Here is a 25,998-nt window from a genome sequence, read left to right on the forward strand (position 1 = left end):
ATTCATCACACCCATCAAGCGATCTCTACCAGATGCATTTAAGTAGATCGTATTTAATCTATCCTTGGTCAAAATCAAAATAATCAAGGAAATGAGAAAAGCATTTTATTCAATGTCAATCATGGTATTTCTGATGGCCTGCCATGGTCAGTCAGATAAGAAATTGGAAGTTTTAACAGACCCCAGACTGGAGGAGAAAGTGGATGCGCTGGTGAAGCAGTACATGGATATCGATATCTTTTCCGGGGTGGTGCTCATAGCTGAGAAAGGACAGCCGGTTTATCATAAGGCATTTGGTTTGGCCAATAGGGAAAAGGGAATCCCCAACACGACGGACACCCGGTTTGACATTGGCAGCATGAATAAATCTATGACCAAGGTGTTGATTTTAAAATTGGTCAGTGAGGGAAAATTGTCCCTGGATGATAAGTTGGGCGTATACCTGAAAGGCTTCCCAAAAGAGGCTGCCGAAAGCATTACAGTCAATCACCTATTGAACCATCAATCCGGCTATGGTGACTATCATACACCGGATTACTGGGATCTGCCAATGGAAGAAAAGAGCCTTGAAACTGCTGCCGAATTCATCCGAAAGCTCCCATTGTTTTTTCCACCGGGTGATGGGCAGGAATATAGCAATGCCGGATATGTACTTTTAGGGCTCATAGCGGAAAAGGCAACAGGCGAATCGTATTATGATTTAATCGAAGCATACATCACTAGCCCTATGAATATGAATAACACCTTTCTAAGAGAAAAGTACACTACACCGAACCGGGCAATTGGATATTACAAAAACATGAAGGGTGAGTTGATGGACAATGAGGATTTTGGAGAGATACCTACTCCGGCAGGAGGGTTCTATTCCATCACAGCCGATATGCTGAAGTTTTATCGGGCATTTCACTATGGGGATAAACTTTGGGATGAAGCAACTCGCTCGATGGACGGATTGTATCCGTTTTACCAGCAGCATCAAACCACGGGTGGTGCCATGACGCATGCAGGCGGATTTGAGGGGTCAAATACTGTGCATTATGAAATCCTAAGAGACCAAATATCAGTGGTGGTGTTTGCGAATATGGATGAAGTGGTAGCTGAAGATTTAGGGGCTGGCATTTTGGCTATAATACGGGGACAAGAGCCAAAAGAGCCCTCACTTCCTGCTGAGCAGAATGTGTACCAGGCATTTACCAAAAGGGGGGCTGATTTTGTAAAGAAGAATTGGGAAGATTTGACAGTGAACTTTCATCCACAAGATCCCAAGGATATGATCCTTAATAGTGTGGGATACAATTTCCTATTCGATGGAAAGGTGGATCAGGCCATTGAAATCTTCAGATTAAATACGGAGTTGTTTCCTGATATAGCCAACTGTTGGGATAGCTACGGGGAGGCACTTTTGAAGATGGGAAAAAAGGAAGAATCATTAAAAGCTTATAAGAAAGCGCTAAACATACGGCCGGATTTGCCGTCGGCTCAAGACGCAGTAAATAAGCTTGAAAGTGGGCAAGACTAAAATAGCAGATGAGGGTAAGTTGGTTTCTTTTCATAGCATATTGCTACGCCGGGTGCAGCAATACCCATGCATTAAATGATGCTATGGTGATTGGGCTGAGTTCATTATCTATCGGTAATGGACTCAGCTTTCATCCGGTTGAGAATCTGATCCTCATTTCCAAGCCTGGTGCTCAAATGGACAAAGCTTCAGGCAAACCCATATACCAGATATACTCTTCATGCTGGAAGGGGGGAAAGTGGACAGAGCCTGAGCTGGTTTCATTCAATGATGATTTCCACAGCTATCACCCTGTTTTCTCACCTGATGGACAGTGGATATATTTTAATTCCAATCGCCCGGTTCCTGGCGAAAGCACCCGATCAGAAAAGGTTAATATCTGGCGGGTAAGCTATAGTGAAGGGGGATGGGGCACCCCGGAATTTCTTGAAGACATCAATACAGCTAGTCATGAATCGTATCCATCACTAGCCTCGAATGGGGATTTGTACTTCAATTCGGATAGGCCAGGAGGCTCAGGATCTATGGATATCTATGTTGCCCGAATGAGAGGGGATGGATTTGGGCCGCCAGAGCCAATAGAAATCCTAAATAGTGCAGATAGCGAAAATGACCTGGCTGTTGATCCAGAGGGACGATTTTTGATTTTCAACCGCTATCATTTTAATGATGGTGAAATATCGCTATTCATCAGCTACAAGGAAAATGAAGGATGGTCACCTCCTCAATTGATGGGTAAAATCAATCAACCAAATGTATGGGAACTCACCCCAACACTATCCCCAAATGGAGATTGTCTTTTTTATGAAGTAGATGGAAGAATCAACTCGTATATGCTCCACCATAGATAGCCTCACTTATTCTTCACATACTGAAAAGGAATCCCTGCTTTCGATTCCAGGTCTTCCCCCAGCTCCTTGTGGTCTTCGTCACCCTCATCGCTAAACCACCGGATGAGCACAGTGGCACCCATTTGTTTTTTACCATTCAGGATTTGAAAGATTTGGTACAGACATCTGGCCGTCCCTGTATTGAAGTGCTCCAGCTTAATATCGATGATATAGGTAGGAACGGTGGTCTTGTCCAGTTGATCAATGATCGGTTGGTAGAAGTCCTGCACGTCCCGCATCAGCGACCTTCCTTCCAGCTTCAAAAGGCCACTTGCGGCATTAAATGTTACGTCAGGTTCCAGTTCTTTATTCGGCGATGAGTCGGTCATAATGGTTGATACCTTATTGGTCAAACATGTAACCAAAGATAGGTCAGATTAGGATTAAATGGTTAAATTAGAATGTCACCAAATGACCTAACATGAGAAAACTACTACCCATCTGCATCTGCATGCTGGCGTTTGTGTATAGCACATCCACCAACGCCCAGGTGCAGAAATCAGATCAGAATCTAGGATTCGGGTTTGATATTCGATCCTTAAGCGGGGATGGAAAGCAAAGCAACACCAATTTATTTATAGCCTATACCTATTACCTGAGCAATCGGATATCTATTGGTGTAGGCCCAAAATTCGGGTGGCAAACAAACAGTACCTCTAATGAAGACCCCATGACAGGGGAAACTACTGTTACCACAAACAAAACAAGTACAATAGGCTATAATGCCTTTTTGAACTATTCTTTTGTTACTGAAAATGGGTTTGCCATGCCATACTTTGGAGGCCAGTTTCTGAGGTTTATTCAAAAACAACCCAGCACGGACAATATTGTAATGAACAGCTATGGGGTGAATGCAGGCATCAAGTTCTTCATTACCGAGCGGCTAAATGTAGACAACAATGTGAGCTACACCTGGGTAACTCAGGAAACAAAGACCATCAATTCAGGGGGAATCCCGATTGAGCTGGATCTGGAAGGAACAGTGCTGCAAATCAATGTGGGGCTAGGATATATTATCGGACGAAAAAACTAGGATCATGAGAAGACTATTATCAATCATCACGATCCTAATCGGATCAATCGCTTTTGGCCAGGTCCAAAAGGGTGATATCAACCTTGGAACCAATTTTGGTTTGATCAAGCAAAATGCAGATGCAGACATACTGAATACTACTACGAGCTACCTTGCCGTAAACTTTCAATATTACGTTTCAGACAATATTTCGCTAGGATTTGGGCCGGCGCTGAATAGATCAAGTACATTGAATGGGGCATTTATTGTGAATGATAATATCTGGAATTTTTTCGCGGACTATTCCTTCTTGTCGGCCAATGGAAAAACCCTTCCTTATGTTGGAATCAGCTACTCATTTTATAACACAAAAGTGAAGCAAGGGGATTTATCAGGAACCGGCGATGACCTGGGAGATCTTTTTGGTTTTCCGGTAGGTGGAGGTGGAGGTGGTGCCTCAGGGGTAAATGTAGACGTAAAGTATAAGCGATCAGTTGCCTCACTGATTATGGGAATCAAGTTTTTCGTTACAGAACGACTCAATATCGATAATAAATTCTCCTATGGCACAGTGCTGAGTGAGACCATTGAGTTTGATGTGTTCGGGTTTGGAGCATCCATAGATGGTCCTGCGGATGGTAAGTTGCTTCAATTCACCGTTGGCTTTGGATACATCATAGGCAAAAGAGGAACCTAGTAGTTGATCATGATGAGGCTTTTCGGATTTGTACTTCTCTTAGCCGGGCTTGCAGGGCAGGCCCAGCAGATTTCCATCGTGCCGGTGGGAAAGCTGTCTTCTTCCCTGGATCGGATTACTTCTGTGGCGTTTTCATCGGATAGCGAATGGATGGTAGCCGGCGACCGGAAGGGAAATTTTCAGCTTTGGGATTTGAATGAGCTCCGGCCTGTGCGTCAGGGCAGTGTGAGTGATGATGTGCTATTTATTGATTTCCTGGCAGATGATGTGGAAATTCTGGTGGTGGACTATTCCGGCAAGCTTCAGTTTTTCAACGCGGAAACCCTCCAACCTACTCGCCAGGCTGATTTAGATGATGACCCGATCCTGGTAGCGGTTGATCCCGAAAAGCAATCTCTGAGCTATGTAAACAAAGCCGGTGAGCTCAAGGAATATAGCCTTCGAGCCCAGATGCTTCGTTCCCAGATTCGCATCTCAGACAGGGTGAAAAATCCCATTTATCTGGGTTATGACAGGTTTGGCCAGCAGGTCGCTGTGATGGGACAGGATGGCACCACGCTCATGTGCGACCCCAACACCCAGCGGGTGCTGCGTGAGGTAACCCTGCGCAGCAATGAGTTTGAAGGGTCTTCCTCTGTGATGCACTCAGGGGCTTCCAACAAAGGAAGTGACCTGTTTGTGACAGGAGTGCAGGAGGTGTTTATTCCGAAAGGAGGAATACAGGGCGGGCAGCCGGAGCGCAGAAACAGCCTGATTGCTTATGACTGGGATTCATCAAACGAGATCAAACGCATTCGGGTAAATGACCGGGTGGATGAGATAGTTCTGGGTCCCGGACCAGCTCACATAGCTTATTATACGGAGAAGCGCTTCACCATCACCGTAGTGGATTTAGAAAGAGGAGCTTCTGCCAGTGAGGTTACACTGGAAGAATTCCCAGAGACTATTTCCATCTCAGGAGATGATGCATACCTGGCTGCCGGGGACAAAAATGGCACGGTTCACCTCTTCGAGCTTCAGCGAAATGCTGCCCCGGAAATTCGGATTACAAAGCCTGCTTTAAATAGAAATTATGCAGAGGCTATCGTCACAGAAGAGGAGGTGGAGATGCAGGGAGTGCTTTCCGATGGTGCCAAAATCAAGACGGTGACGGTGAATGGTCAAGAAGCCAAGATTCTACCCAATGGAAAATTTAGTGCGCAAATCAACCTGATTCCAGGCAAAAACAAGGTGCGAGTACTTGCAGAAGACTACAGCTCCAACATGGCTTTCAAGGATTTTTATATTACCAGAAATCCAGGGCAAATTGTCAGTCATACAGATGCCGAGGTGGATTTCTCTAATCAAAGGCGTGTGGCGTTGGTGATCGGAAATGCAGGATACTCGGGAGCCGGAGCACTGAACAATACCATCAATGATGCAGAATCGATGACCAAAACGCTGAAGGAGCTTGGCTTTGAAGTGACCTCCGTGTTGGATGGATCCTATGAGGATATGAAGCGGGCGATCTATAAATACGGCACCAGCATTCGGGATGTGGATGTGTCCGTGTTTTTCTATGCGGGGCATGGGTTGGAGATCGAAGGTGTGAACTACCTGGTGCCGGTAGATGCTTCCATAGCCAGTGCCCTGGATGTAAAGATCAAAACGATCCCGCTGACCGGGGTGCTGCGCACGATCGAATATGCCAATGAGGATGGACTCAACATGATCATCCTGGATGCTTGTAGAAACAATCCTTTCCCAACAGGGAAGCGGGGTGGGGCAGGACTGGCCAAAGAGACACCACCATCCGGAACCCTGATTGCCTACAGCACCGGTCCGGGCAATGTTGCTTCTGATGGTGAAGGTGATAATGGGCTATACACGGGTGAGCTCATCAAGCAAATGAAACAGCCTCAGCGTATCGAAGATGTATTTATGCGCACAAGGAATAGTGTGGAGGAGCTTAGCGACGGAGCTCAACAGCCCTGGGAGGAGGCTCGTCTGAAAGGTATTTTTTACCTAAAGTTTAACTGAAAATGTAAGTAGAAGGCAGGCACATAGCCTGCCTTGCTTTTACGGAAACTGGAGACTCAAAACTGCTCCAGGAAATATTTCATAATATCTGTTGTGGTGATGATACCAACCAGCTTTCCATCATCCACCACAGGCAGCCCGTGAAATTCCCGTTCGGCCAGAATTTTTGCTGCGTCCTTAATTGTGTCTTCTGAGGATACCGTTACCGGACTGTGTTTCATCACCTGGTTGATGGAAAGCATCTCGAAGATGGCCTCATCGCTTCCTTCCTGCTCATCGCCAAAGGTATTTCCAAAGCTGATGCGAAGAATGTCGGTCTGACTTAAAATACCAATGAGCTTATCTCCGGAAACAACCGGAAGATGCCTGATGTGTTTCTTTCGGAAAAGCTCATTGGCTTCCTGCAGTGAATTATTTATGTTGACCGTGACGACATCCTTTGTCATCACGTTGGCTATTTTTTCTCTCTTTTTCATCGTTATTCCTTTTAGTGTTGTCTCAATGGAGGCAATCTAAGTGCTGACTTTTATCACCAAAAGGAGGATGATCAGTGAGGGCTTTGACTTATGTCACTATCACATTTTATTCGTCTTTAAGGGCTATTGCAGGATTTGAAACGGCAGCCTTGTAAGACTTGGCGCTTACCACGATCCACGTAAGCAGAAGTATGAGCAAAACAGGAATGAGCAGGAGGTACCATTCCATATCAATTCGATAACTATACCCATCCAGCCAGTCATTTAGCCAGTAGAATGCAATGGATATCCCTATCGCTCCTCCAATCAAAACAAGTCTGGTGAAGTCTTTGATCATCATGCGAAGCAGGGATGGAACGGAGGCTCCAAGCACCTTGCGCACAGCTATCTCTTTGAAACGTTTCTGCAACACAAAAGTGGTGAGGGCAAAAAGGCCTAGGAATGCAATGAGAATGGCCAGCAATGAAAATGTAGTAAAGACCTGTCCAAATTTCTTCTCACTTTCATATTGCTTTTGATATGAGTCGCTAAGGAACATCGCGTCAAAGGGATATTCCGGCACAAGTTCACTCCACAGATCTTCAATTTTTGAGACCGTATTCAATACATCTTTGGTATCAATTCTGGCCAGAATATACGCCTGATGAAACATGCCTACCTCATTATTTCCAGGGCCATATCGGAATATTAAAGGGGATATTTCCCTTTTTAGGGAGGCATAGTTGAAGTCTTTCATCACCCCAATAACTCGATACGTCTTTCCGCCCGGCCTTTCCAGTTCTTTCCCCACAGGATCGTCCCAGCCAAGTTCTACTGCAAGGGCCTTATTTATCACCACAGAAGCTGTATCTGAGACTCTATTGCTATCAAAAAATCTCCCCTTTATGATTTCCAGACCTAAAACCTTTTCATAATCCGAGGAAACAAAATTATTGGAAGGGTTCACCCTTTTATTATCCTCATTGGGAACCTGATAAGTCCAATCCCCAAACCCGTGGAACGGAATTCCGCTGGAACGAGAAACCACGCTTACTTCCGGCATAGATTCCAGTTGATTTTTGAACACATCATATTTATCACCAATTTCCCTTCCGTTGTTGATGACAAATGTCTGCTCAATATCTACTCCCAAATTCCTTGATTGCATGAACATCACCTGCTTGTAGATGACTGCAGTGGCAGCCACCAGGAAGATGGAAATGGCGAATTGGAAGGCAACCAGACCACTTCTTAGGCCACTCTTTCCGGCTTGCTGCATTTGTCCCCTTAGTGCTTTCAATGGAGTGAAGCTGGAAATAACATAGGCTGGGTAGCCCCCCGCCAGCAAGCCAACAATTATCAAAATGACCACTATGGATATGATGTTTGTTGCAGAAAACAGATCACTCATTTCGAATACCCTTCCAGTTAACTGATTGAAGAAATTGAGTGAAACTGCCGATAAGACGATAGCAAGAATAATGGCAATGAAAGTAATAAGTGTTGACTCAATCAAAAACTGGGAAATGACATTGCTGCGATAGGAACCTAACGCTTTCCTGATACCCACTTCTTTGGATCGTATGGCAGATCGGGCTGTTGCCATATTGATGTAATTCACACAGGCAATTAGTAAGATGAAAATTGCGACAAGTGAAAAGACAAGTACATTCTTTTTGTCACCTTTTGGGCCCATGGAAAAATGCGGGGTTTCGAGATGGATTTCCCTCAAGGGATGAAGCGTGAAGCCATAGAGCCTGTCCGGATAGTCAGCCATCAGATCTTCAAAAGTGGCATGTCCTGAAAACTGGATTAGTTCCGGTCCTACATACTTTTTGTACAGATTTATGAGCAAATTATTTACATCTGTTTTGCTAGCCTCTGGCCGCAGTTTGGCATATGTCCAAAAATTATTTCCCGTCCAGTTTTCATTTGCAGTCGGATTGTTCCATACCGTGCCAATAAACTTAAAAGGGAAGTGCGTGTTGCTGGGAGGATCTTTCACTACGGCAGTTATTTTCATGGCCGTTCCATCCACGATTATCGTCTTGTCAATGGCGGATTCATTTGGAAAGAATTTGCTTGCAAGACTTTCCGTCAGTACCAATTGGTCGGGATTATTGAGGGCCGTCTCAGGGTTGCCACCAATAAATTCCATCTGAAAGACTTTGAAGAAATTTTGATCTGCCCATGCGGCTCCATCCTGAAAGAATCCTTCATTACCAACCTTGAAATGTGACTCCCATAGCCCGGAGATTCTTGTTGCTACTTCAATTTGTGGATACTCCTCCATCATGGTGCCGGCCAGAAGTTCTGGAGTCCACCTTCCGGCTTCACCATTGGCCACCCGATACACCCGATCCCCCTCAGGGTAGAAGTTATCATAGCTTCGTTCGTGAAAAACGTACATCATGATAAGGAGGCATGATGCCAGCCCTATCGCCAGGCCGGCAATATTTATCCCGGCATACGTTTTCTGCCTTATCAATGTCCTAAATGCAACTTTTAAGTAGTTTTTAACCATGGCAAGTGTTGTTAATTGTTCAAAATCGTCTAGTCCTTTTAAATATCTCAATCTGAAAAATCGAAGGGTGTTCCACGCAAAGCGAACCCTCGAATGATCCCTTTCGAAGAGCTCTAACAAATCTCCCTCGATCTGCTCCAGGTATCTGTCCTTTATGAAAGTCCTTAGGATTTTCAGCGTCCATTTTGGTGGATTCCGTTCCTTCATGAGAAGCTCAATAGCGTTTTTGGAATCTGGCTGTAGAGGGAATTTCTGGTTTGATGCACAAACTCGATGGCTTGTGAACCTTCCGTAGTAACCTTAAACAACCGCTTTCTTCTGCCACCCCGCTCAGCACTTGCCCCTCCCATAAAAGAAGAAACAAAGCCTTTTTTCTCGAGCCGATCAAGCACCGTGTGTACTGCGCTGATGTTTACTTTCCGGTTTACCTGCTTTTCAATTTCATCCATCACCAGGACACCATAGGCCTCCTGATTCAAGATAGCCACCATCATCAGCACCAGCTCCTCCAGCTCACCCAATTGATACGATTGATTTCTCATATTATTTTCATAATTGTCAATCAAATATATCATTGATCACACACTTTCATTCATAATTGTAAATGAAATACAATCCAAAAGGGAAAGAGTTGCATCTTTTGATGTGAAAATTATTGCGATTTCGCTCTTGGGCCTAGCTCTACCACCTCCAGGTTTTTGATCTCACCATTCTTCAGGTCAAATCTTAAGAGTGTTTTTACCTTATGAAACCCATGCTTTCCTGCAGCACCAGGATTCATAAATAGAAGCCCGTTTTGTTTATCCGGCATCACCTTTAGGATGTGCGAGTGCCCGCACACAAGCAGTTTAGGTTTGTACTGCCTCACATATCCAAGCACTTTGGGATTATACTTAGGAGGCTTAGCAGCTATATGTGTGATCAACACTCTCACACCTTCACGCTCAAAGATTTCTCCTTCCTTGCATTCCACCCTTAGTTTCCCCCCGTCAATATTTCCCCAAACAGCCACCGTAGGTTTGAAAGCCCTCAATTTCTCCAACACTTCTATTGTTCCAATGTCTCCTGCATGCCATATTTCATCTACATTTTCGAAGTACTTATAGATTTTAGGATCCAGGTAGCCGTGGGTGTCTGATAGGAGACCTATCTTCATTCGTTTATTTTTGTATTGAAACTAAAATCGGGTGTCAATCCGTTTAATGGTCATGAGATTGCTAAAGTATCTATTTGTCAGCGTAATCCTTTTGGGCCTAAGTTCTTTTGACTTACCCAAAGCAGAGGAGAGTGAAGTGAACTGGCTCACTTTCGAAGAAGCAATTGCGCTGCATGAAGAGAACCCAAAAAAGCTGCTGATAGACCTATATACTGACTGGTGTGGGTGGTGCAAAGTGATGGATCGCGAGACCTACAGCCAGGCAGAAATTGCTGACTACATCAATAAAAACTTCTACCCGGTAAAGTTTAATGCAGAGCAAAAGGAATCGGTGGAATTTAAAGGGCACACATTCAACTATGTGGCTCAAGGAAGAAGAGGGGTTCATGAGCTTGCAGCTGCATTGACAAGGAATAAGCTTAGTTATCCAACTACAGTTTTTATGGATGAAGAACTCAGGATCATCCAGCCAATTGCCGGGTACCTAAAACCACAGCAAATGGAGCCCATTCTGGAATTCATAGGCGGTGACCATTTCAAAACAACCAAATGGGAGGATTTTCAGAAAAATCATAAATCCTCTCTGTAATCTGCAACCTTTGCTCATTTTCATAATCTATATCTTTAAAATGCCGGAGTGGTCCGGTGCTAACTATTAAAAGACTTGATATGAAAAAGACATTACTAACCTCAATACTCGGGATTCTGGTAGCTGGATTTGCCCTGGCCCAATCCGAAGAAACCAGAAATTTATCCTCCTTCTCTGAAATTGCTGCACAGGAAGGAATAGATGTATTCATAAAGCAGGGAGATAAAGAAGAGGCTCGTGTGGTATCTGAGAGCCATGATCTGGATGAGGTGCTCACAGAGGTGAGTGGTGGAAGGTTAAAGATTCACCTGGAGGGCAATAACCACCGAAACATTGATGTGGATGTCTATGTGACATACAAATCGATCCAGGCTATCTCAGCTTCCTCAGCTGCTTCACTCACTTCAGAAGGCACCATTGATGCGAATGGGAATGATTTTGATGTGGATGTGAGCAGCGCAGGCGATGTTGATGCGAAAATTGAAAATGCAGATGAACTCTCTATAGATGCCTCCAGTGCCGGTGATGCGCGCCTGAAAGTACAAGCAAACGAAGTGGAGGCCGAAGTTTCAAGTGCCGGAGAGATAGAAATTTCTGGTAAAGCAAGAAAACAAGATATTGGGGCCAGCAGCTCCGGAGATTATGATGGATATGATTTGGAGAGTGAAGAAGTTGAAGCAAATGCCAGCAGTGGAGGCACGATCAAGGTGAATGTGAGTAACCGATTGGATGCGAGAGCAAGCAGCGGTGGCAGTGTTAGATACAAAGGCAGTCCGCAATATCTGGACGCCAGCTCCAGCAGCGGAGGATCAGTGAGGAAATCTTAAGATATCCTGCATATGAATAAGAGGCCTGCATAACTTTGTGCAGGCCTTTTTATTTATCCATGAGAAAATCCATTCACTTACTTTTTGTTTTAGCTGTTTTGCTTACTGCCTGCGAGTCTTCCGAGGAGCGAAGGGATCGGTTTTTTGGCTTGGGAAATACCGCGCTCAATCAAGGGGAATTCATCCGGGCAATCGAATATTATGACCTCTCGCTAAAGGAAGATCCGAATTACACCCCGGCTCTCAATAATCGCGGGGTGGCCAGAATTGAGTCGGATCACCCGTATGAGGCCATTCTGGACTATAATCAGGCTTTGCAAAGAGATACCAAATATCTTGATGCCCTTTTCAACAGAGCGTATGCATATGAGGAGATCGGCCAATATAAAAATGCGCTGGAAGATGTGGAAAGCATTCAGAAGCTGGTTTCTGACTCGGCATTTGTATATTTCTATCAGGGGCTGGTGCAAACCAAGATGCGCCGATATGAGGAAGCCTTGAGAAGCTTTAGTGTAGCTGACAGCCTGAATCCGATGAATCCTGAGACCATCATCAACATGGCTACCATCTTCTACTTTCAGGAGAAGTATGACTCGGCAGTTTCTCTGGTGAGCAAAGCACAGGAGCTGAATCAGGAAGATGCCAATGCCTACAGCCTACTTAGCTTGATCGAACTGGAAAGGCAAAACTATCAACGTGCTCTTGCAGAAATCAATCGGGCATTGGATGTAGTTCCAAATGAACCTTACTTTCTAAACAACCGGGGCTATATCTACCTGCAGATGGATAGTCTTAATGCAGCAATCAAAGACATCAATCAGAGTATTGTACTTAATCCTAAAAATGGATGGGCATATAGAAACAAAGGAATTTATCTTATGAAAACCGATGATTGGGATGGGGCTCTTGAACTTTTCAATCGGGCAGTGAAGACCGGTGAATTCATAGATGAGCTTTACTTCTATTTGGGACAAACACATATGAAGCTTGGAGCTTCCGCCCTGGCGTGTGAGGCTTGGCAAAAAGGAGCAACTTTCAATGAACCCAGCAGCGAGAAAATGCTTGTTCAGAATTGTGACTGATCTTTCTTGAAAATCAGTTGATACAAGGAAACCAAGTGACTGAATAGCACCACCGGCACTACAAAGGTGGGTAACAGCACGTAAGGAAAGTAGAAGACACCCAGGTTCGCAACCTCACCACCTGTTGGAGTAAAGAAGTAAGGCAAATAGCTGATGGCCGTCCCCACAATATTGACTAGCAAGCCAAGGGCGATTAAGTTCCAGATGATGGCACCAATGCGACTTTTGCTTCTTGTGCCTACCATAAATACTGCTGCAAAAGGAGCTGAAATACCAGAGATAATATCGAAGTTACTCCCTTCAAATGTCATATCGAAAGGAATAGCTCTCGAGACAGCCAGCCACCATAGCACCATTTCCACAGGCACACGAATGATGTGCATATAATGAAGGGTGGTGATGGGCATATTCATCAGCACGGCTCTGGTTCTTGGCCAGATCAACAGTAGAATGATGGTCAATGTAGGTATTGCGACGAAAATAGGGAGTCGGGGAACACCGGAGAGATTGGTGAAAAAGCCATTAAACGTCTGGGCGCTTACGAAAAATATCCACCCAATCAATAACGTAATAACCACAGAAGAAGTGATGTTCTTTTTGCCGGGAGCCGCCACGCTGACTGCATAATAAATGAATCCTAAAACAGCTATAACAATAGCTATGAAGGTGGCCGAAACGTAACTTGGAATATCTTCCATTTATTGATTAGGGGTATGCTGTTCAATTTAAGTATAAATGTAAAATGAATAGCACATGCTTAATTTGCAGCGAAATGAATTTCGATGAACTGACAAGATTCTTGGAGAAGCGGGTGCAACAACCCATGCCTGGCGACCTGGCGCATCAGCGGATGAAGCCAAAATTGCCAAATGGAGCTCCGGTAAAAATGAAACATGCCACCCCACCAAGAAAAGGAGGGGTGCTCATTTTACTGTATGAAGACCAGGGTATCGTTCGTTTTCCGCTGATCCAGCGACCCAACTATGTGGGAATCCACAGTGGGCAAATGGCCCTGCCCGGAGGTCGATATGAAGAGTCTGATCAGGATCAATTTTACACGGCACTAAGAGAAAGCCAGGAAGAAATAGGCGTGGATAGAGGTCGGGTCGAGATCATCGGCAGCCTCTCTGAGTTTTTTGTGGCGGCAAGTAACTACATGGTGCTGCCCGTAATCGGGAAAATAGATCATATACCTGATTTTGTCCCCGAGCCAAGAGAAGTGGATGACATTGTCACACCGCCAATCACTCACTTGATTGACCCGAATCGGCTGAAGGAGAAGGAGATTGTGGTGCGCAGTGATTTCAAGATGATCTGCCCATATTATGATCTGGAGGGGCGCACCGTTTGGGGTGCCACAGCCATGATGCTGAGCGAGTTGGTTGCCATCCTTCAGGAATTTCCGCGATAACATTTTTATAATTCAATCCTAATACTCCAGCTCAGCTTTTGAAACAGGTTAATTTATAATTTTGTGTCATGGAACCTTTCGAAAGAGAATATCAGGATCAATGCTCCGATTTTGACGATCGTCCGGAATGGGATGATCTTTCTTCATTTGAGGAAACAGATGAAAATGATGGCCGAATGGATGAGGAAGATTTCTACCGCCACCTGGAAGAGTACTAATCCTACATTGTCAAGTTCTAGATACTGAATGAATTCAGTATGACTGAATATTTCGTTAGCCTACTCCTTCACAAAAATGTCATACTGAACTTGCTTAAGTATCTATTTAAAAATGAACTTGGCAAAGTAGGACTAATCTAAAATAATCTTTACTTACTACTAATCTATTTACTAATTTTGCAGCGGCAAACGGGTACGACCAGCTCCTGCTGAATCCCCCAGGACCTGACGGTAGCAAGGGTAGGCGGTCGTAGCGGTGCGATGCTTCGTTTGCCATTTTTCTTTGAGGATTCTACACTAAACCCCACCCAATAGATGAAATTTTTCATTGACACTGCAAACCTTAATGAAATAAGAGAAGCTCAGGATTTGGGCGTACTCGACGGTGTAACCACCAATCCCTCCCTGATGGCCAAAGAAGGCATCACCGGGGAAGCAAACATCCTGAAACACTACAAAGACATTTGCAACATAGTGGATGACAATGTGAGTGCTGAAGTAATTGCTACCGAATTTGAAAAGATGGTGGCTGAGGGAAAGGAGCTGGCTAAAATTGACGATAAAATCGTGGTGAAGGTTCCAATGATTCGGGATGGTGTAAAGGCAATTTCAGCACTCACTGCAGAAGGAATCAGAACAAACTGCACCTTAATCTTCAACGCAGGACAAGCCATTCTAGCAGCAAAAGCAGGAGCAAGTTATGTTTCTCCTTTCATTGGAAGACTGGATGATATTTCGATGGACGGTCTCGCATTGATTGAGCAGATCGTAGGGATTTATGATAATTATGGTTTTGAGACAGAGGTGCTTGCGGCATCCATCAGACATAACATGCACTTGATTCAGTGTGCAGAGATTGGTGCCGATGTTGCTACTTGTCCGCTGAGCGTGATAACCGGACTACTGAAACATCCGTTGACGGATAGTGGACTGGAAAAATTCCTCGCGGATTACCAAAAATCAAACAAATAAGTTAATACGTAGTTGATGATGGAAGCATTGGATTTACTTAATTTAGAAGAAATGTACATCATCAAGGTCAAGGGGAAAGCAAAGATTCCCGATTACATTCAAATCAGGGATCAGGATTTCGTTTTGGTGGCTTATTTTAGAACTGATCGTCCTTTGAAAAGAATGGATAAATTTGGCCTTGAGGGTAAAGATCAGGAGCTAAAAAACCTGATTCAAGGTTTGCCTTATGGCAAACTACAGAAGCTTGAGTTATAAGTAAACCAAATGTCATTTTCACAAGAACCTGTCGTTCGAGTTTCCAACGCATCTATTTTTCAGGAAGACCATACGGTCTTAAGCGAGATTGATTTCACTGTTGATAAAGGTGAGTTTGTGTATCTCATAGGACGCACAGGGAGTGGGAAATCCTCATTGCTCAAGACTCTTTATGCCGACCTACCGCTCCGTCTGGGACATGCGGAGGTAGTCAGTTATTCCATCAACAATATCAAGTCTAAAGATGTGCCGCATCTACGCAGGAAGATAGGTATCATCTTTCAGGATTTCGAGCTTTTTTATGATCGCTCAATAGCGGAAAATCTCACTTTTGTAATGAAGGCTACAGGCTGGAAAGACCCTGCCAAGATGAAAAACCGTATTGCTGAGGTGCTGATGCGGGTAGGTCTTGGTGCTATTTCAGCAAAGATGCCTCACCAGCTATCCGGCGGGGAGCAACAGCGCGTTGTGATTGCCCGGGCGATGATCAATGAACCGCAAATCCTATTTGCGGATGAGCCTACCGGAAACCTTGACCCGGATGTGAGCGAAGGTATTCTCAAGCTTTTCGAGGAAATCAACAACAGCGGAACAGCCGTCTTGATGGCTACTCACAATCATCGATTTATTGAAAAATTTCCGCATAGAGTCTTAAAATGCGAAAAGGGAAGAGTGCTGGATTCCTCGAAGGAAAAGTTTGAATTGAGTGGGTGGTACTAGCTATCAGCTTTCTAATTACTTCTTAAAAGTCTCCCATTTTTTTAGATGTACCTTTGCCTAACATTCGAAGTGGTTGGGAAAATCGCCGTTTCGTCAAACAATCTTTATGACATTTAATTCATTGGGCTTATCCGAGCCCTTGCTTAGAGCGATCAGCAAAAAAGGATATACAGAACCTTCGCCAATCCAATCGAAAGTAATCCCGATTATTTTAGAGAAATGCGATGTGCTCGCTTCCGCACAAACCGGCACAGGTAAGACCGCCGGGTTTACATTGCCCATGCTTGAGCTTTTATCCAAAGGAGAAATTCTTCGTAAGAGGCCCATTAGAGCACTTATTTTGACACCTACCCGTGAACTGGCAGCTCAGATATACGATAACGTTCGTGCTTATTCAGCCTATCTTGATATCAGGTCTGCGGTGATTTTTGGTGGTGTGAAAGCAAACCCGCAAATAGCCTCACTTCGAAATGGTGTAGATATCCTAATAGCCACTCCGGGACGCTTGCTGGATCTTTATAGTCAGCAAGCACTTTCATTGCATAAGGTGGAGATCCTGGTATTGGATGAAGCAGACCGGATGCTTGATATGGGTTTTCAAAGAGACATCAATCGCATACTGGAAAAGCTGCCACCCAAAAGGCAAAACCTACTTTTTTCGGCCACTTTTTCAAAGGAAATCAAGCGGCTGGCCAATGCCTTTATGCGGCAACCAAAATACGTAGAAGCCACTCCGGAAAACACGACGGTTGAAAAGATTAATCAGCAGGTCTATCGGGTGGATAAGAATCGCAAGACCGATTTGATCCTGGATTTAATAGCCGGTGGCAAATGGCAGCAGGTACTTGTTTTTACTAGAACCAAGCATGGTGCCAACCGATTGGCAGAAAAGATGGTCAAAGCAGATATAGGTGCTGCGGCAATACATGGTAACAAAAGCCAGGGGGCCAGGACCAAAGCTTTGGACGGATTTAAAAAAGGAGAGGTAAGAGTTTTGGTCGCTACGGATATTGCGGCACGGGGTTTGGATATACCCCTGCTTCCGCATGTGATCAACTTTGAGTTGCCAAACGTGCCGGAAGACTATGTGCATCGGATTGGACGAACGGGCAGGGCAGGGGCGAGTGGTATCGCATTGTCATTAGTTAGTTTGGACGAGATGGAATATTTAAGAGATATTGAGAAATTAATAGAGATAAAAATTCCCTCTGAGGTGGTGAATGGATTTGAACCAACAGAGAAGCCAAGCGATTTGCCAGCATCCCCAAAAAAGAAGAACTTTAGTCCTTCCCAATCGAAACCGAAGCACAAGAACTTTAGAAGAAACAGAAAGCCAAAACGGAATTAGACAAATGAACAATCTTCTCATATATGGTGCGTACGGTTACACAGGTCGATTGATAGTAGAAGAATGCCTGAAGCAGGGTATTAAACCAATCATTGCTGGGAGAAGCCCTGAAAAGGCAATGACATTTGCGAATAAAAAAGGTCTGGAATATGACGTTTTTGAAGTTACTGAGAGGGAGAAGCTTGAGAAGTGGCTGAAGCGGGGAGATGTAGTTATTCATTGTGCGGGACCATTTATTCATACAGCGAAGGAGATGGTACAGGGATGTTTGGCCACCAATACCCATTACCTTGATATCACTGGGGAGTTTCAGGTTTTCGATTTGATAAAGGAATATGGAGAAAAGGCAAAGCAGCGTAGCATTATGCTCTTGCCCGGAGCTGGATTTGATGTGGTGCCGTCCGATTGTCTGGCAAAATACCTGCATACCAAGCTCCCGTCTGCCACCGATTTGAAGCTGGCATTTGTAAGCAAAGGCGGGAAGCTTTCGAAAGGAACTGCCAAAACCATGATCGAGAATATGGGCGATCCGCAGACACGCAGAAGAGATGGTGATTATGAAGGCGTGCCAATGGGGAAATCCATTTTAGATGTGGACTATGGTGAGTTCAAGCAAATCTCCATGGGCATTTCCTGGGGAGATATTTCCACAGCATATCATAGCACAGGCATTCCAAATATTGAAGTCTTCTCTGGAACTACAGAGCAGCAAATTTCCAAAGTACGAAAGACGCTTAGACTTTCATTCATGCTAAAATCCAAGGTGGTTAAGAACTTCCTGATCCGACAGCTGGACAAGCGACCTGATGGGCCGAAGGAAAAGCGACGAAAAGAATCCAACATGTATTTATGGGGAGAGGTTAGTGATGGAAACCAAACCATCGAGGCAAGGCTCCTGACCCCCAATGGCTATACGCTGACTGCCTTGACCTCTGTGATGATAGCTCAAAAAATTCTTACCGGTGATTTCAAAGCAGGCTTCCAAACCCCATCTACAGCTTATGGAGAAGGTCTGATTGAGGAAGTGGAAGGGTGTAGGTTTTCATAGAGAGGAGTTGGAGTTGGTTAGGAGTTTAGGATGAGGTAAGGAGTAGAGGCCTCTGCAGATGTTATAATAGTATATACCTGATTTAAAATATCTTATCACATACCTCCCAGCGTCAAGGCTCTCAGACCTTTGAGGATAAATATCCAGTCATTACCATCTTTTCTACCGTTATCTTACGTATTCCGTTAAAGCGATGAGCGGGAGCTTAGCAACAAAATCTTCTACTTCTTCGGTAGGAGTCACATACAAACCATCCGGTTTTGCCCATATCCTAGCTGGTTTTGGCAAAGAATTTATTGTAGTAGATTCCAGCAGTGGTTATGAGACCAGCTAGCTCTTAGATGCTGGCCTTGTTTCTTTAGCGATGAGTGTGCCAAAGTTTAATCCGAACTAATTTTCCGTTAAATTCAGATAAGTTTTCATCAAGTGAGAGGGGCTCCACTAAGATCAGTGTACTCAAAAGAACACCTCCTGAACCTGGCAGGACAGCAGTTCTATGATAATTTCACCAGCCCGATTCCATCGGACTCAAGTTGAATGAGCTTTTTCTTATAAAGAATTCCAACCGAACGCTTAAAGTTCTTTTTGCTCATCTGAAGCAAGGACTGTATTTCCTCCGGATCACTTTTGTCATGTAGTGGGAGGTAGCCTTCATTCTTTTTCAGTTCATCGAGAATTTGCTGAGCACCCAGCTCTAGGTTTTCCAGCCCCTCTTTTCTAAGACTCACATCTATTTTTCCATCCTTTCGAATGGTTTTAACATAGCCCTTGATTCGATCCCCCTCCAGCACATCATGAAAAAGATCATTCTCGAAGATCAACCCCTTAAATCTATTGTTTACCACCACGTTCACTCCCAGATCCGTCGTATTAGTTATGAGTAGGTCCACTTCTTCACCTTCTCCCAGATCAACCTCAGAATCAAAGTACTTGGCCACTTTGGCTGTGGCTGCCAATCGATCCGTTTTCTCATCCAGAAAAAGATACACCAGGCACCACTGCCCCCTTTGAAGTTTATTTTTTTGCTCCCGAAACGGTACAAGTAAGTCCTTGTCAATCCCCCAATCCATAAAGGCACCCACATTTCCGGCATCTCTCACTTTCAGGTATGCAAACTCATTTACCTTGGCATAGGGCTTCTGCGTGGTGCAAATGATACGGTCCTCCGAATCACGATATACGAATACGTTGAGTTTATCACCTTTCTTAGTGCCATTAGGGATGTACTTGGTTGGGAGGAGAACGTCTTCCGTTCCATCAGTTAGATACGCGCCGGGGTTGGTTAACCTATCGACGGTCAGAAGATGATATTGGCCAATGTTCATTGGAGCAAAGTTACCAACAATGAAATCAGGGAAGCATATAAAAGGAAAAAGTCCCATAAAAGGGACTTTAGAATTGATTTAAGTTGTAGCCCAATTAAGATTGTACCAATTGAATATTTAGGTGAAGCTTTACTTCATCACCTACTACCACTCCCCCTGCCTCGGTCACCATACTCCAGGTCAATCCAAATTCTTTCCTGTTGATCTTTCCGTTGATCTCAAACCCAGCTTTATTCTGTCCGTAACCGTCTACCATTGTTCCGCCAAGCTCAACATCCAGTTCTACGTCTTTGGTCACGTCCTTGATAGTGAGTGGGCCAACCAATTTATAATCACTTCCACTTTTCCTGAGCTGGCCCTGAAAGGTGATGTTGGGGTAAGTGTCTACTGCAAAGAAATCATCACTTTTAAGGTGATTGTCTCTATCTGCAACATTGGTGTCAATGCTACGAGCATCCAGGCTGAAGGATGCTTCTGCACCATCAAAATCTTCATTTTCTGTTTCCAGTGCACCTTCAAAATTCTTAAAAGTTCCAGTCACAGTAGAGATGACTAAGTGTTTTACTTTAAACTGCACCTCACTGTGGGTGGGATCAATTTTCCATTGTGTCTTTGTCAAGGTTTCCATATTCTTATTTTTAATGTATTAACAATTAATGTATATACATGTAATAAGATAGAATTGTTTCAGCTTTTTGAAATTTGTTTCTTTTTAAATCTTCATTTCAGGGATTTCGCCATCAATAACCAGGCGGCCGGCAGTTGCATTTTTGATTTCCTCCACTGAAACACCAGGTGCTCTTTCAATGAGGTTGAATCCTTCAGGGGTAATGTCTAGTACGGCCAGGTCGGTCACCACCTTCTTCACACATTTTACACCTGTGATCGGGAGTGTACATTCAGCAAGAAGTTTTGATTCACCAGCCCGGTTGGTGTGCATCATGGCTACAATAATATTCTCAGCGGAGGCAACAAGGTCCATAGCACCACCCATTCCTTTCACCATTTTTCCGGGGATTTTCCAGTTGGCAATATCTCCATTATCGGCCACTTCCATAGCTCCAAGCACAGTGAGCTGTACGTGCTGTCCGCGAATCATTGCGAAGGAGGTAGCTGAATCAAAGATCGAAGCTCCGGGAAGTGTGGTCACCGTCTGTTTTCCGGCATTGATTAAGTCAGCATCTACTTTATCTTCAGTGGGAAAAGGCCCCATACCCAGTAGACCGTTTTCGGATTGAAATTCCACGCTAATTCCTTCTGGGATATAGTTTGCTACCAAGGTTGGGATTCCAATGCCCAGGTTTACATACCAGCCATCTCTTAATTCCTGTGCGATTCGTTTCGCTATTCCGTCTTTATCTAACATAGTCTCTTAGTTGATTAGTGACTAAGTAATTGGTTGATTAGTGATTTAGGCTTACTCTACTATTTCACTAGTCAACTAATTAACCAATCACTTTTTTACAGTTCTCTGTTCAATTCGTTTCTCGTACTTCTCTCCCTGAAAAATTCGCTGCACGAAAATTCCCGGTGTGTGGATGAAGTTTGGGTCCAGTTCACCCGGCTCCACCAATTCTTCTACTTCAGCAATGGTGATCTTGCCAGCCATAGCCATAGGAGGATTGAAATTTCTTGCGGTACCCTTAAAGACGAGATTTCCCGCCCTGTCACCTTTCCAGGCTTTTACAATTGCAAAATCCGCAGTAAGGGCAGATTCAAGAATGTGTGGCTTGCCATTAAACACGCGCACTTCCTTTCCCTCAGCTATTTCAGTACCGTATCCGGCAGGAGTGAAGAAAGCAGGAATACCTGCCCCGCCAGCTCTGCATCGTTCGGCAAGGGAACCTTGCGGGATTAAATCGACTTCCAGTTCACCACTTAGCATTTGCCGTTCAAACTCTGCATTCTCTCCTACATATGAGGATATCATTTTTTTAATCTGCTTCTTTTGAAGCAACAGTCCAAGTCCGAAATCATCTACACCGGCATTGTTGGAGATACAAGTCAAACCTTTGATATTCGCCTTTACCAGAGCAGCTATACAGTTTTCCGGGATGCCGCATAGCCCAAAGCCGCCCAACATCAGGGTCATATTATCTTCAATTCCGCGGATGGCTTCCTCCGCATTGGCTACTACTTTGTCTATCATGGTTTGAAGTTATGGCGATTAGATAAATTAAAAAAAGCCACCCACATAAATGTGAGTGGCTTTGATGCTCATACTAATGATTTCTATTCATCCTTTAAGCATTCTACAGGGTTTACCCGAGTGGCTCTGAAAGTTTGATAGGAGATGGCACCAACGGTGAGCAGGATAACTGCAAATACCGGCATCAGGATTAGGAAAATGGAAATGGATGTACGGTAGACAAACGTATCCAGCCAATCATTCATGAACCAATAGGCTGCAGGCAAACCGATCAGGAAGGCTATACCTATCAAAACCATGAATCGATTGCTGATGATCATCCAGATGCTGGCAGTGGACGCACCCAGTACCTTTCTTACGCCAATTTCCTTGAGCTTTGTCTCGATGATGAATCCCACCATTCCGATTAGGCCAAGACATCCAATGAGGATAGCAATCACCGCAAACACTTTGATCATGGTACTTAGGCGTTCCTCATTTTGATATTGTTCATTAAAAAGGTCATCAACAAAACGATAGTTGGCTTCAGTGTCTGGATCAAATTGGGCGTACACATTTTCGATGCGGCTAAGCGTTTCTTGCATACCATCTGCGGATAGTTTTAGGCTAATCCTGCGGTATCGATCCATATAGATAAACACCATGGGCACAATAGGGCTGTGGAGCGACTCAAAGTGGAAATCTTCCATCACCCCTACAATTCTCCCTTCGGATGGCCCATATCCCATTTTTTTGCCAACGATCTCTGCCGGGTCGTCGAATCCCAATGCTTTCACTGCCGCATCATTGATGATGTAATAACCCACTGATGTGGTATCCTGCTGAAGGACGGTTTCCATTCCCTCCCGGAAATTCTCCCCTGCCAGTATTTCGATTCCATATGCATCAAGAAAGTGCTTGTCTATCGTGACCACAGGTAATCTGAAATCAGTAGAAACTGCGGAATCGCCTTTGAAAAAACGAGACCCCCAACTATCAGCAAGGCGACCGGTCGGGATTCTGGAAGAATAAGAGGCCTTTTCAATTTTTGGGTCTTTCAGCAATTCATTTCTGAATGTTTCAGGATTGTAGTTTCCACGGGGCAAAGAAAGACTGAGCATCTGCTCCCGATCAAACCCAGCGTCCGTATTCCTTATGAATCCCATTTGGCTTTCAATCACCCCAATGGAGAAGATCAGCCCAATGGTTACTATATATTGAAAGGTGACGAGAAACGAACGGAAGTTCCACTTGCCGGCATTCATGGACTGCTCACCTTTTAGCGCCTGCACCAGGTTAATTTTGGAGAGGAATAATGCAGGATAAATTCCGGCGAGTCCACCAACAAGCATCAGGAGCAAGATCAATCCAACGAGTATATCCGTCTGCACAAGCGGATTGAAAGCCAATTTTTTATCCATGAATTCATTGAGGTAGGGGAGTGCCCAGAGGATGAGCATCACAGCAATCGGTAGTGATATAATCACTACCAAGAGTGACTCGGAAAGAAACTGTTTGATCAGGGAGCTTTTGAAGGCCCCGATAACTTTTCGAACCCCCACTTCTTTCATTCTGCGCGAATAATGGGAGGTGGCAATATTCATGTAATTGACACAGGCCACCAGGAGCAGGAGAATGCCTATTACACTAAAAATGTATACCTGATCTATTGATCCGTTGGTTTCAAATTCTCCCTCCAGATTGGAAGTAAGGTGAATATCTAAAAGCGGCTGGAAAACGAAATCGTAGTAATCCCTGGCGTAAACACCAGGTTGAAATTCGCCAATATACTTATCCCAGAATTCTTTATTAGCACTTTCGGTGAGCTCAGGAACATTTGCTCCGGATGCAGTCCTGATGTAGGTAAGCCAATTGTAATTTCCTCCCACATTGTTGGCCACATCCTCACCCATAATCATCTCCACAAAGCGAATAGGTGCGAGGTATTCAAAATGAAAATGTTGCTGCTCTGGCATGTCTTCCATTACACCTGTGACCTTAAAGGGTGCTTCGTTTCCATCTCTTGCGAGAGTCACCGTTTCACCAATCACACCTTTCTCCTCCCAGTCAGTCCCAAAAATTTTAACAGCGGTAGATCTAGTGAGCACCAGCGAATACACATCAGGAAAGGCAGTTTCTGCACTCCCGGCAATGAATTCAAAACTGAAAATATCAAATGCATCAGGGTCACAGAAGATCACCTGCTCCCCTAAAAATTCCTGTTCCTTATAGGAGATGTCAGGAAATGCCCACGGATAAAACCTTGTAGCATGTGTAATCTCACTGTAGTCATCCTTTAGCCTATTGGCATGCCCTGCAGAGGCAAAAGCCCAGTGTCGGCTTAGCTCTCCCTGTGTTGTATAGTTTTTGACAGTCACCCGATAGATATTCTTGGCATGTTCATGGTGCCGATCATAGCTAAGTTCATCTTTTACGAAAAGCGCAATAAGCACAAATGCCGCAAGGCCGGTGGCGAGTCCAATGATATTGATAACCGTACTGGATTTGTATTTCCAGAGGTTTCTTAGTCCGATTTTAAAGTAATTTTTAAACATAGTCGTTTCTTTTTCGATTGAGTTTTGAGCTTCGATTTTTTTTGCCATTTCGGGTTTAAAGAGTTTGATGATTTGCCAACTGTACCACCTCTTAGCCCTGGCTAGGCCTTTACTTTTGATTAATAGTTGATACTCCTCCTCCAGGTCTCCTTGGATATCCTCATAGTAGTCCTCTTTTAGAAACCATGCCAGGAACCTGGTAGACCAGGACGGGGGAGAATGCCTGTTGTTATCCATGCTTTTGAGTATTCATACGAGACGTTAGGTACTGCAGACCAAAGTTTCATTCGTGTTTCTTTGGCATAGTCCAGTGCAGCTTTCCCTGTCTTCGTGACCTTAAAATAACGTTTTCTTTTGCCACCACGAATTGCTGTGGCTTCACCTAGTTCAGATTTTAGATAGTCTTTTTTTTCCATTCTGCGGAGGGCAGTCTGAAGGGCACTCACGCTTACCTTTCGGTTTAGTCTTTGCTCAATGTCCTCTTTGATAGATACACCATAGGCGTCTTCATGAAGGATGGCAACCGTCAGTAAAACGATTTCTTCAAACTCTCCAAGTTGGTATTCTTTCATGTTCAGAAATTTAATTTCTAAATGTAAATTAAATGATAAAGTTACTAAACGTAAATAATATAAGAAGGTTGGGCACAAAAAAACCACCCCAATTGCTCGGGGTGGCCTACAAATTGATCTAATCTTATTACAAAATTAGATTGTTAGCTTAAAGTTAACAGGAACAGCAATTAATCCAACAACTGCTTCCCCGTTTGAATTTTTTGCAGGAGTAAAAGTAAGGCTTGGTAACACTTTCTTAACAGCATCTCTCAGGTCTGTGCAAGGGTAGCTTTCAAATCTATGATTTATCACTTTTCCAAATTGATCAATTTTTAGGGTTACTAAAACCTGACCTTCAATGCCTTTTTCCTTACATACTTGTGGGTATTCGATATCTGAGATCACTTCTTTATAATTCAAAGCCTTAGGATTTTCTGCTTTTCCATCTCCATTGCCAGCGTATGCACCTAGTACAAAAAGTGACATTGCTAAAATTAACAGTTGCTTTTTCATGATCTCCTTGCTTTTAAATGTTTCCTAAATATTACGTTAATAACATTGTAATGTTACCTAATGTTTACCTAAAATCAAAATTAAAGTAATCTTTTGTTAACATTAAGGTAACATTAGAAAGTAATATCGATGAAAAGCTCCTTTCTAAGGTTCAAATAGCATTTTGTGGATAAGTAATTGC

At 44.0% G+C, this 25,998-nt stretch carries 28 protein-coding genes; 15 read left to right on the forward strand and 13 right to left on the reverse strand.

The annotated features are described in order from the left end of the window. Positions 1 to 91: 91 nt before the first annotated feature. Together RLN88_RS13405 and RLN88_RS13410 are read left to right on the forward strand one after the other, a co-directional pair. Positions 92 to 1,519: a serine hydrolase domain-containing protein gene (locus RLN88_RS13405; protein ID WP_350221919.1), complete on the forward strand. Its 1,428-nt coding sequence runs from the start codon at positions 92 to 94 to the stop codon at positions 1,517 to 1,519. Positions 1,520 to 1,527: 8 nt separating this feature from the next. Next, the gene (locus RLN88_RS13410) at positions 1,528 to 2,370 is read left to right on the forward strand and encodes a TolB family protein (RefSeq protein ID WP_350221920.1); all 843 of its coding nucleotides are present in this window, start codon (positions 1,528 to 1,530) and stop codon (positions 2,368 to 2,370) included. 2 nt (positions 2,371 to 2,372) lie between these two features. On the opposite strand, the gene RLN88_RS13415 is transcribed toward RLN88_RS13410, so the two are convergent. Continuing rightward, a complete protein-coding gene (locus RLN88_RS13415) occupies positions 2,373 to 2,738 on the reverse strand; it encodes a DUF1987 domain-containing protein (RefSeq protein ID WP_350221921.1) in 366 nt (121 codons plus the stop codon). A 92-nt stretch (positions 2,739 to 2,830) separates the two neighbouring features. Here RLN88_RS13415 and RLN88_RS13420 point away from each other — a divergent pair, with 92 nt between their 5' ends. From RLN88_RS13420 to RLN88_RS13430, 3 genes are read left to right on the forward strand one after another with little or no spacing between them, the layout of a single operon-like run. Then, positions 2,831 to 3,442: an outer membrane beta-barrel protein gene (locus RLN88_RS13420; protein WP_350221922.1), complete on the forward strand. Its 612-nt coding sequence runs from the start codon at positions 2,831 to 2,833 to the stop codon at positions 3,440 to 3,442. A gap of 4 nt (positions 3,443 to 3,446) precedes the next feature. Continuing rightward, positions 3,447 to 4,118 carry a hypothetical protein gene (locus tag RLN88_RS13425; protein ID WP_350221923.1) on the forward strand — a complete coding sequence of 224 codons (672 nt, stop codon included), beginning with the start codon at positions 3,447 to 3,449 and terminating at the stop codon, positions 4,116 to 4,118. A gap of 9 nt (positions 4,119 to 4,127) precedes the next feature. Beyond that, a complete protein-coding gene (locus RLN88_RS13430; RefSeq protein WP_350221924.1) occupies positions 4,128 to 6,137 on the forward strand; it encodes a caspase family protein in 2,010 nt (669 codons plus the stop codon). A 56-nt stretch (positions 6,138 to 6,193) separates the two neighbouring features. Here RLN88_RS13430 and RLN88_RS13435 read toward each other — a convergent pair whose 3' ends face one another. The 4 genes from RLN88_RS13435 to RLN88_RS13450 form a co-directional block, all read right to left on the reverse strand. Beyond that, the gene (locus RLN88_RS13435; protein WP_350221925.1) at positions 6,194 to 6,613 is read right to left on the reverse strand and encodes a CBS domain-containing protein; all 420 of its coding nucleotides are present in this window, start codon (positions 6,611 to 6,613) and stop codon (positions 6,194 to 6,196) included. 106 nt (positions 6,614 to 6,719) lie between these two features. Further along, positions 6,720 to 9,323 (reverse strand): ABC transporter permease, encoded by a 2,604-nt coding sequence (locus tag RLN88_RS13440; protein ID WP_350221926.1) that lies wholly within the window; start codon positions 9,321 to 9,323, stop codon positions 6,720 to 6,722. Then, the gene (locus tag RLN88_RS13445; protein ID WP_350221927.1) at positions 9,320 to 9,658 is read right to left on the reverse strand and encodes a PadR family transcriptional regulator; all 339 of its coding nucleotides are present in this window, start codon (positions 9,656 to 9,658) and stop codon (positions 9,320 to 9,322) included. Before RLN88_RS13445 ends, RLN88_RS13440 begins: the two co-directional genes overlap by 4 nt. A gap of 110 nt (positions 9,659 to 9,768) precedes the next feature. Next, positions 9,769 to 10,272 carry a metallophosphoesterase family protein gene (locus tag RLN88_RS13450; RefSeq protein WP_350221928.1) on the reverse strand — a complete coding sequence of 168 codons (504 nt, stop codon included), beginning with the start codon at positions 10,270 to 10,272 and terminating at the stop codon, positions 9,769 to 9,771. Positions 10,273 to 10,324: 52 nt separating this feature from the next. Between RLN88_RS13450 and RLN88_RS13455 the strand changes: the two genes are divergently transcribed. The 3 genes from RLN88_RS13455 to RLN88_RS13465 all read left to right on the forward strand — a co-directional run bounded on the left by RLN88_RS13455 (position 10,325) and on the right by RLN88_RS13465 (position 12,770). After that, complete coding sequence (locus RLN88_RS13455) at positions 10,325 to 10,861, forward strand: thioredoxin family protein (RefSeq protein ID WP_350221929.1); 537 nt, start codon at positions 10,325 to 10,327, stop codon at positions 10,859 to 10,861. 80 nt (positions 10,862 to 10,941) lie between these two features. Next, a complete protein-coding gene (locus RLN88_RS13460) occupies positions 10,942 to 11,688 on the forward strand; it encodes a head GIN domain-containing protein (RefSeq protein ID WP_350221930.1) in 747 nt (248 codons plus the stop codon). Positions 11,689 to 11,747: 59 nt separating this feature from the next. Further along, a complete protein-coding gene (locus RLN88_RS13465; protein ID WP_350221931.1) occupies positions 11,748 to 12,770 on the forward strand; it encodes a tetratricopeptide repeat protein in 1,023 nt (340 codons plus the stop codon). Here RLN88_RS13465 and RLN88_RS13470 read toward each other — a convergent pair. Then, a complete protein-coding gene (locus tag RLN88_RS13470) occupies positions 12,755 to 13,468 on the reverse strand; it encodes a DUF8737 domain-containing protein (protein ID WP_350221932.1) in 714 nt (237 codons plus the stop codon). The two genes, RLN88_RS13465 and RLN88_RS13470, sit on opposite strands and share 16 nt — an antisense overlap. A gap of 74 nt (positions 13,469 to 13,542) precedes the next feature. On the opposite strand from RLN88_RS13470, the gene RLN88_RS13475 reads away from it, so the two are divergent. From RLN88_RS13475 to RLN88_RS13505, 7 genes are all read left to right on the forward strand, one after another. Continuing rightward, positions 13,543 to 14,181 carry an NUDIX hydrolase gene (locus tag RLN88_RS13475; RefSeq protein ID WP_350221933.1) on the forward strand — a complete coding sequence of 213 codons (639 nt, stop codon included), beginning with the start codon at positions 13,543 to 13,545 and terminating at the stop codon, positions 14,179 to 14,181. 68 nt (positions 14,182 to 14,249) lie between these two features. Then, positions 14,250 to 14,399, forward strand: a complete 150-nt coding sequence (locus tag RLN88_RS13480; protein WP_350221934.1) for a hypothetical protein — start codon at positions 14,250 to 14,252, stop codon at positions 14,397 to 14,399. Positions 14,400 to 14,714: 315 nt separating this feature from the next. Beyond that, a complete protein-coding gene (gene fsa, locus RLN88_RS13485) occupies positions 14,715 to 15,371 on the forward strand; it encodes a fructose-6-phosphate aldolase (RefSeq protein ID WP_350221935.1) in 657 nt (218 codons plus the stop codon). Between the two features lie 51 nt (positions 15,372 to 15,422). After that, a complete protein-coding gene (locus RLN88_RS13490) occupies positions 15,423 to 15,626 on the forward strand; it encodes a fructose-6-phosphate aldolase (RefSeq protein ID WP_350221960.1) in 204 nt (67 codons plus the stop codon). A 9-nt stretch (positions 15,627 to 15,635) separates the two neighbouring features. Further along, a complete protein-coding gene (locus RLN88_RS13495; RefSeq protein WP_350221936.1) occupies positions 15,636 to 16,346 on the forward strand; it encodes a cell division ATP-binding protein FtsE in 711 nt (236 codons plus the stop codon). 106 nt (positions 16,347 to 16,452) lie between these two features. Then, positions 16,453 to 17,694, forward strand: coding sequence for a DEAD/DEAH box helicase (locus tag RLN88_RS13500; protein ID WP_350221937.1), 1,242 nt, complete (start codon positions 16,453 to 16,455; stop codon positions 17,692 to 17,694). A 4-nt stretch (positions 17,695 to 17,698) separates the two neighbouring features. Continuing rightward, a complete protein-coding gene (locus RLN88_RS13505; protein ID WP_350221938.1) occupies positions 17,699 to 18,742 on the forward strand; it encodes a saccharopine dehydrogenase family protein in 1,044 nt (347 codons plus the stop codon). 494 nt (positions 18,743 to 19,236) lie between these two features. Here the strand turns inward: RLN88_RS13505 and RLN88_RS13510 are convergent, their stop codons facing one another. The 7 genes from RLN88_RS13510 to RLN88_RS13540 all read right to left on the reverse strand — a co-directional run bounded on the left by RLN88_RS13510 (position 19,237) and on the right by RLN88_RS13540 (position 25,817). Next, positions 19,237 to 20,067 (reverse strand): CvfB family protein, encoded by an 831-nt coding sequence (locus tag RLN88_RS13510; RefSeq protein ID WP_350221939.1) that lies wholly within the window; start codon positions 20,065 to 20,067, stop codon positions 19,237 to 19,239. Between the two features lie 94 nt (positions 20,068 to 20,161). Continuing rightward, positions 20,162 to 20,695: a YceI family protein gene (locus RLN88_RS13515; RefSeq protein WP_350221940.1), complete on the reverse strand. Its 534-nt coding sequence runs from the start codon at positions 20,693 to 20,695 to the stop codon at positions 20,162 to 20,164. Between the two features lie 84 nt (positions 20,696 to 20,779). Continuing rightward, positions 20,780 to 21,433 carry a 3-oxoacid CoA-transferase subunit B gene (locus RLN88_RS13520; protein WP_350221941.1) on the reverse strand — a complete coding sequence of 218 codons (654 nt, stop codon included), beginning with the start codon at positions 21,431 to 21,433 and terminating at the stop codon, positions 20,780 to 20,782. 87 nt (positions 21,434 to 21,520) lie between these two features. Then, the gene (locus RLN88_RS13525; RefSeq protein ID WP_350221942.1) at positions 21,521 to 22,216 is read right to left on the reverse strand and encodes a CoA transferase subunit A; all 696 of its coding nucleotides are present in this window, start codon (positions 22,214 to 22,216) and stop codon (positions 21,521 to 21,523) included. Positions 22,217 to 22,299: 83 nt separating this feature from the next. Further along, the gene (locus RLN88_RS13530; RefSeq protein WP_350221943.1) at positions 22,300 to 24,987 is read right to left on the reverse strand and encodes an ABC transporter permease; all 2,688 of its coding nucleotides are present in this window, start codon (positions 24,985 to 24,987) and stop codon (positions 22,300 to 22,302) included. Next, positions 24,927 to 25,322: a PadR family transcriptional regulator gene (locus RLN88_RS13535; protein ID WP_350221944.1), complete on the reverse strand. Its 396-nt coding sequence runs from the start codon at positions 25,320 to 25,322 to the stop codon at positions 24,927 to 24,929. The genes RLN88_RS13530 and RLN88_RS13535 overlap by 61 nt, the downstream gene beginning before the upstream one ends. 135 nt (positions 25,323 to 25,457) lie before the next feature. Then, complete coding sequence (locus tag RLN88_RS13540) at positions 25,458 to 25,817, reverse strand: energy transducer TonB (RefSeq protein ID WP_350221945.1); 360 nt, start codon at positions 25,815 to 25,817, stop codon at positions 25,458 to 25,460. Positions 25,818 to 25,998 lie beyond the last annotated feature (181 nt).

Source organism: Ekhidna sp., from assembly GCF_040223195.1.
Taxonomy (GTDB): domain Bacteria; phylum Bacteroidota; class Bacteroidia; order Cytophagales; family Cyclobacteriaceae; genus Ekhidna.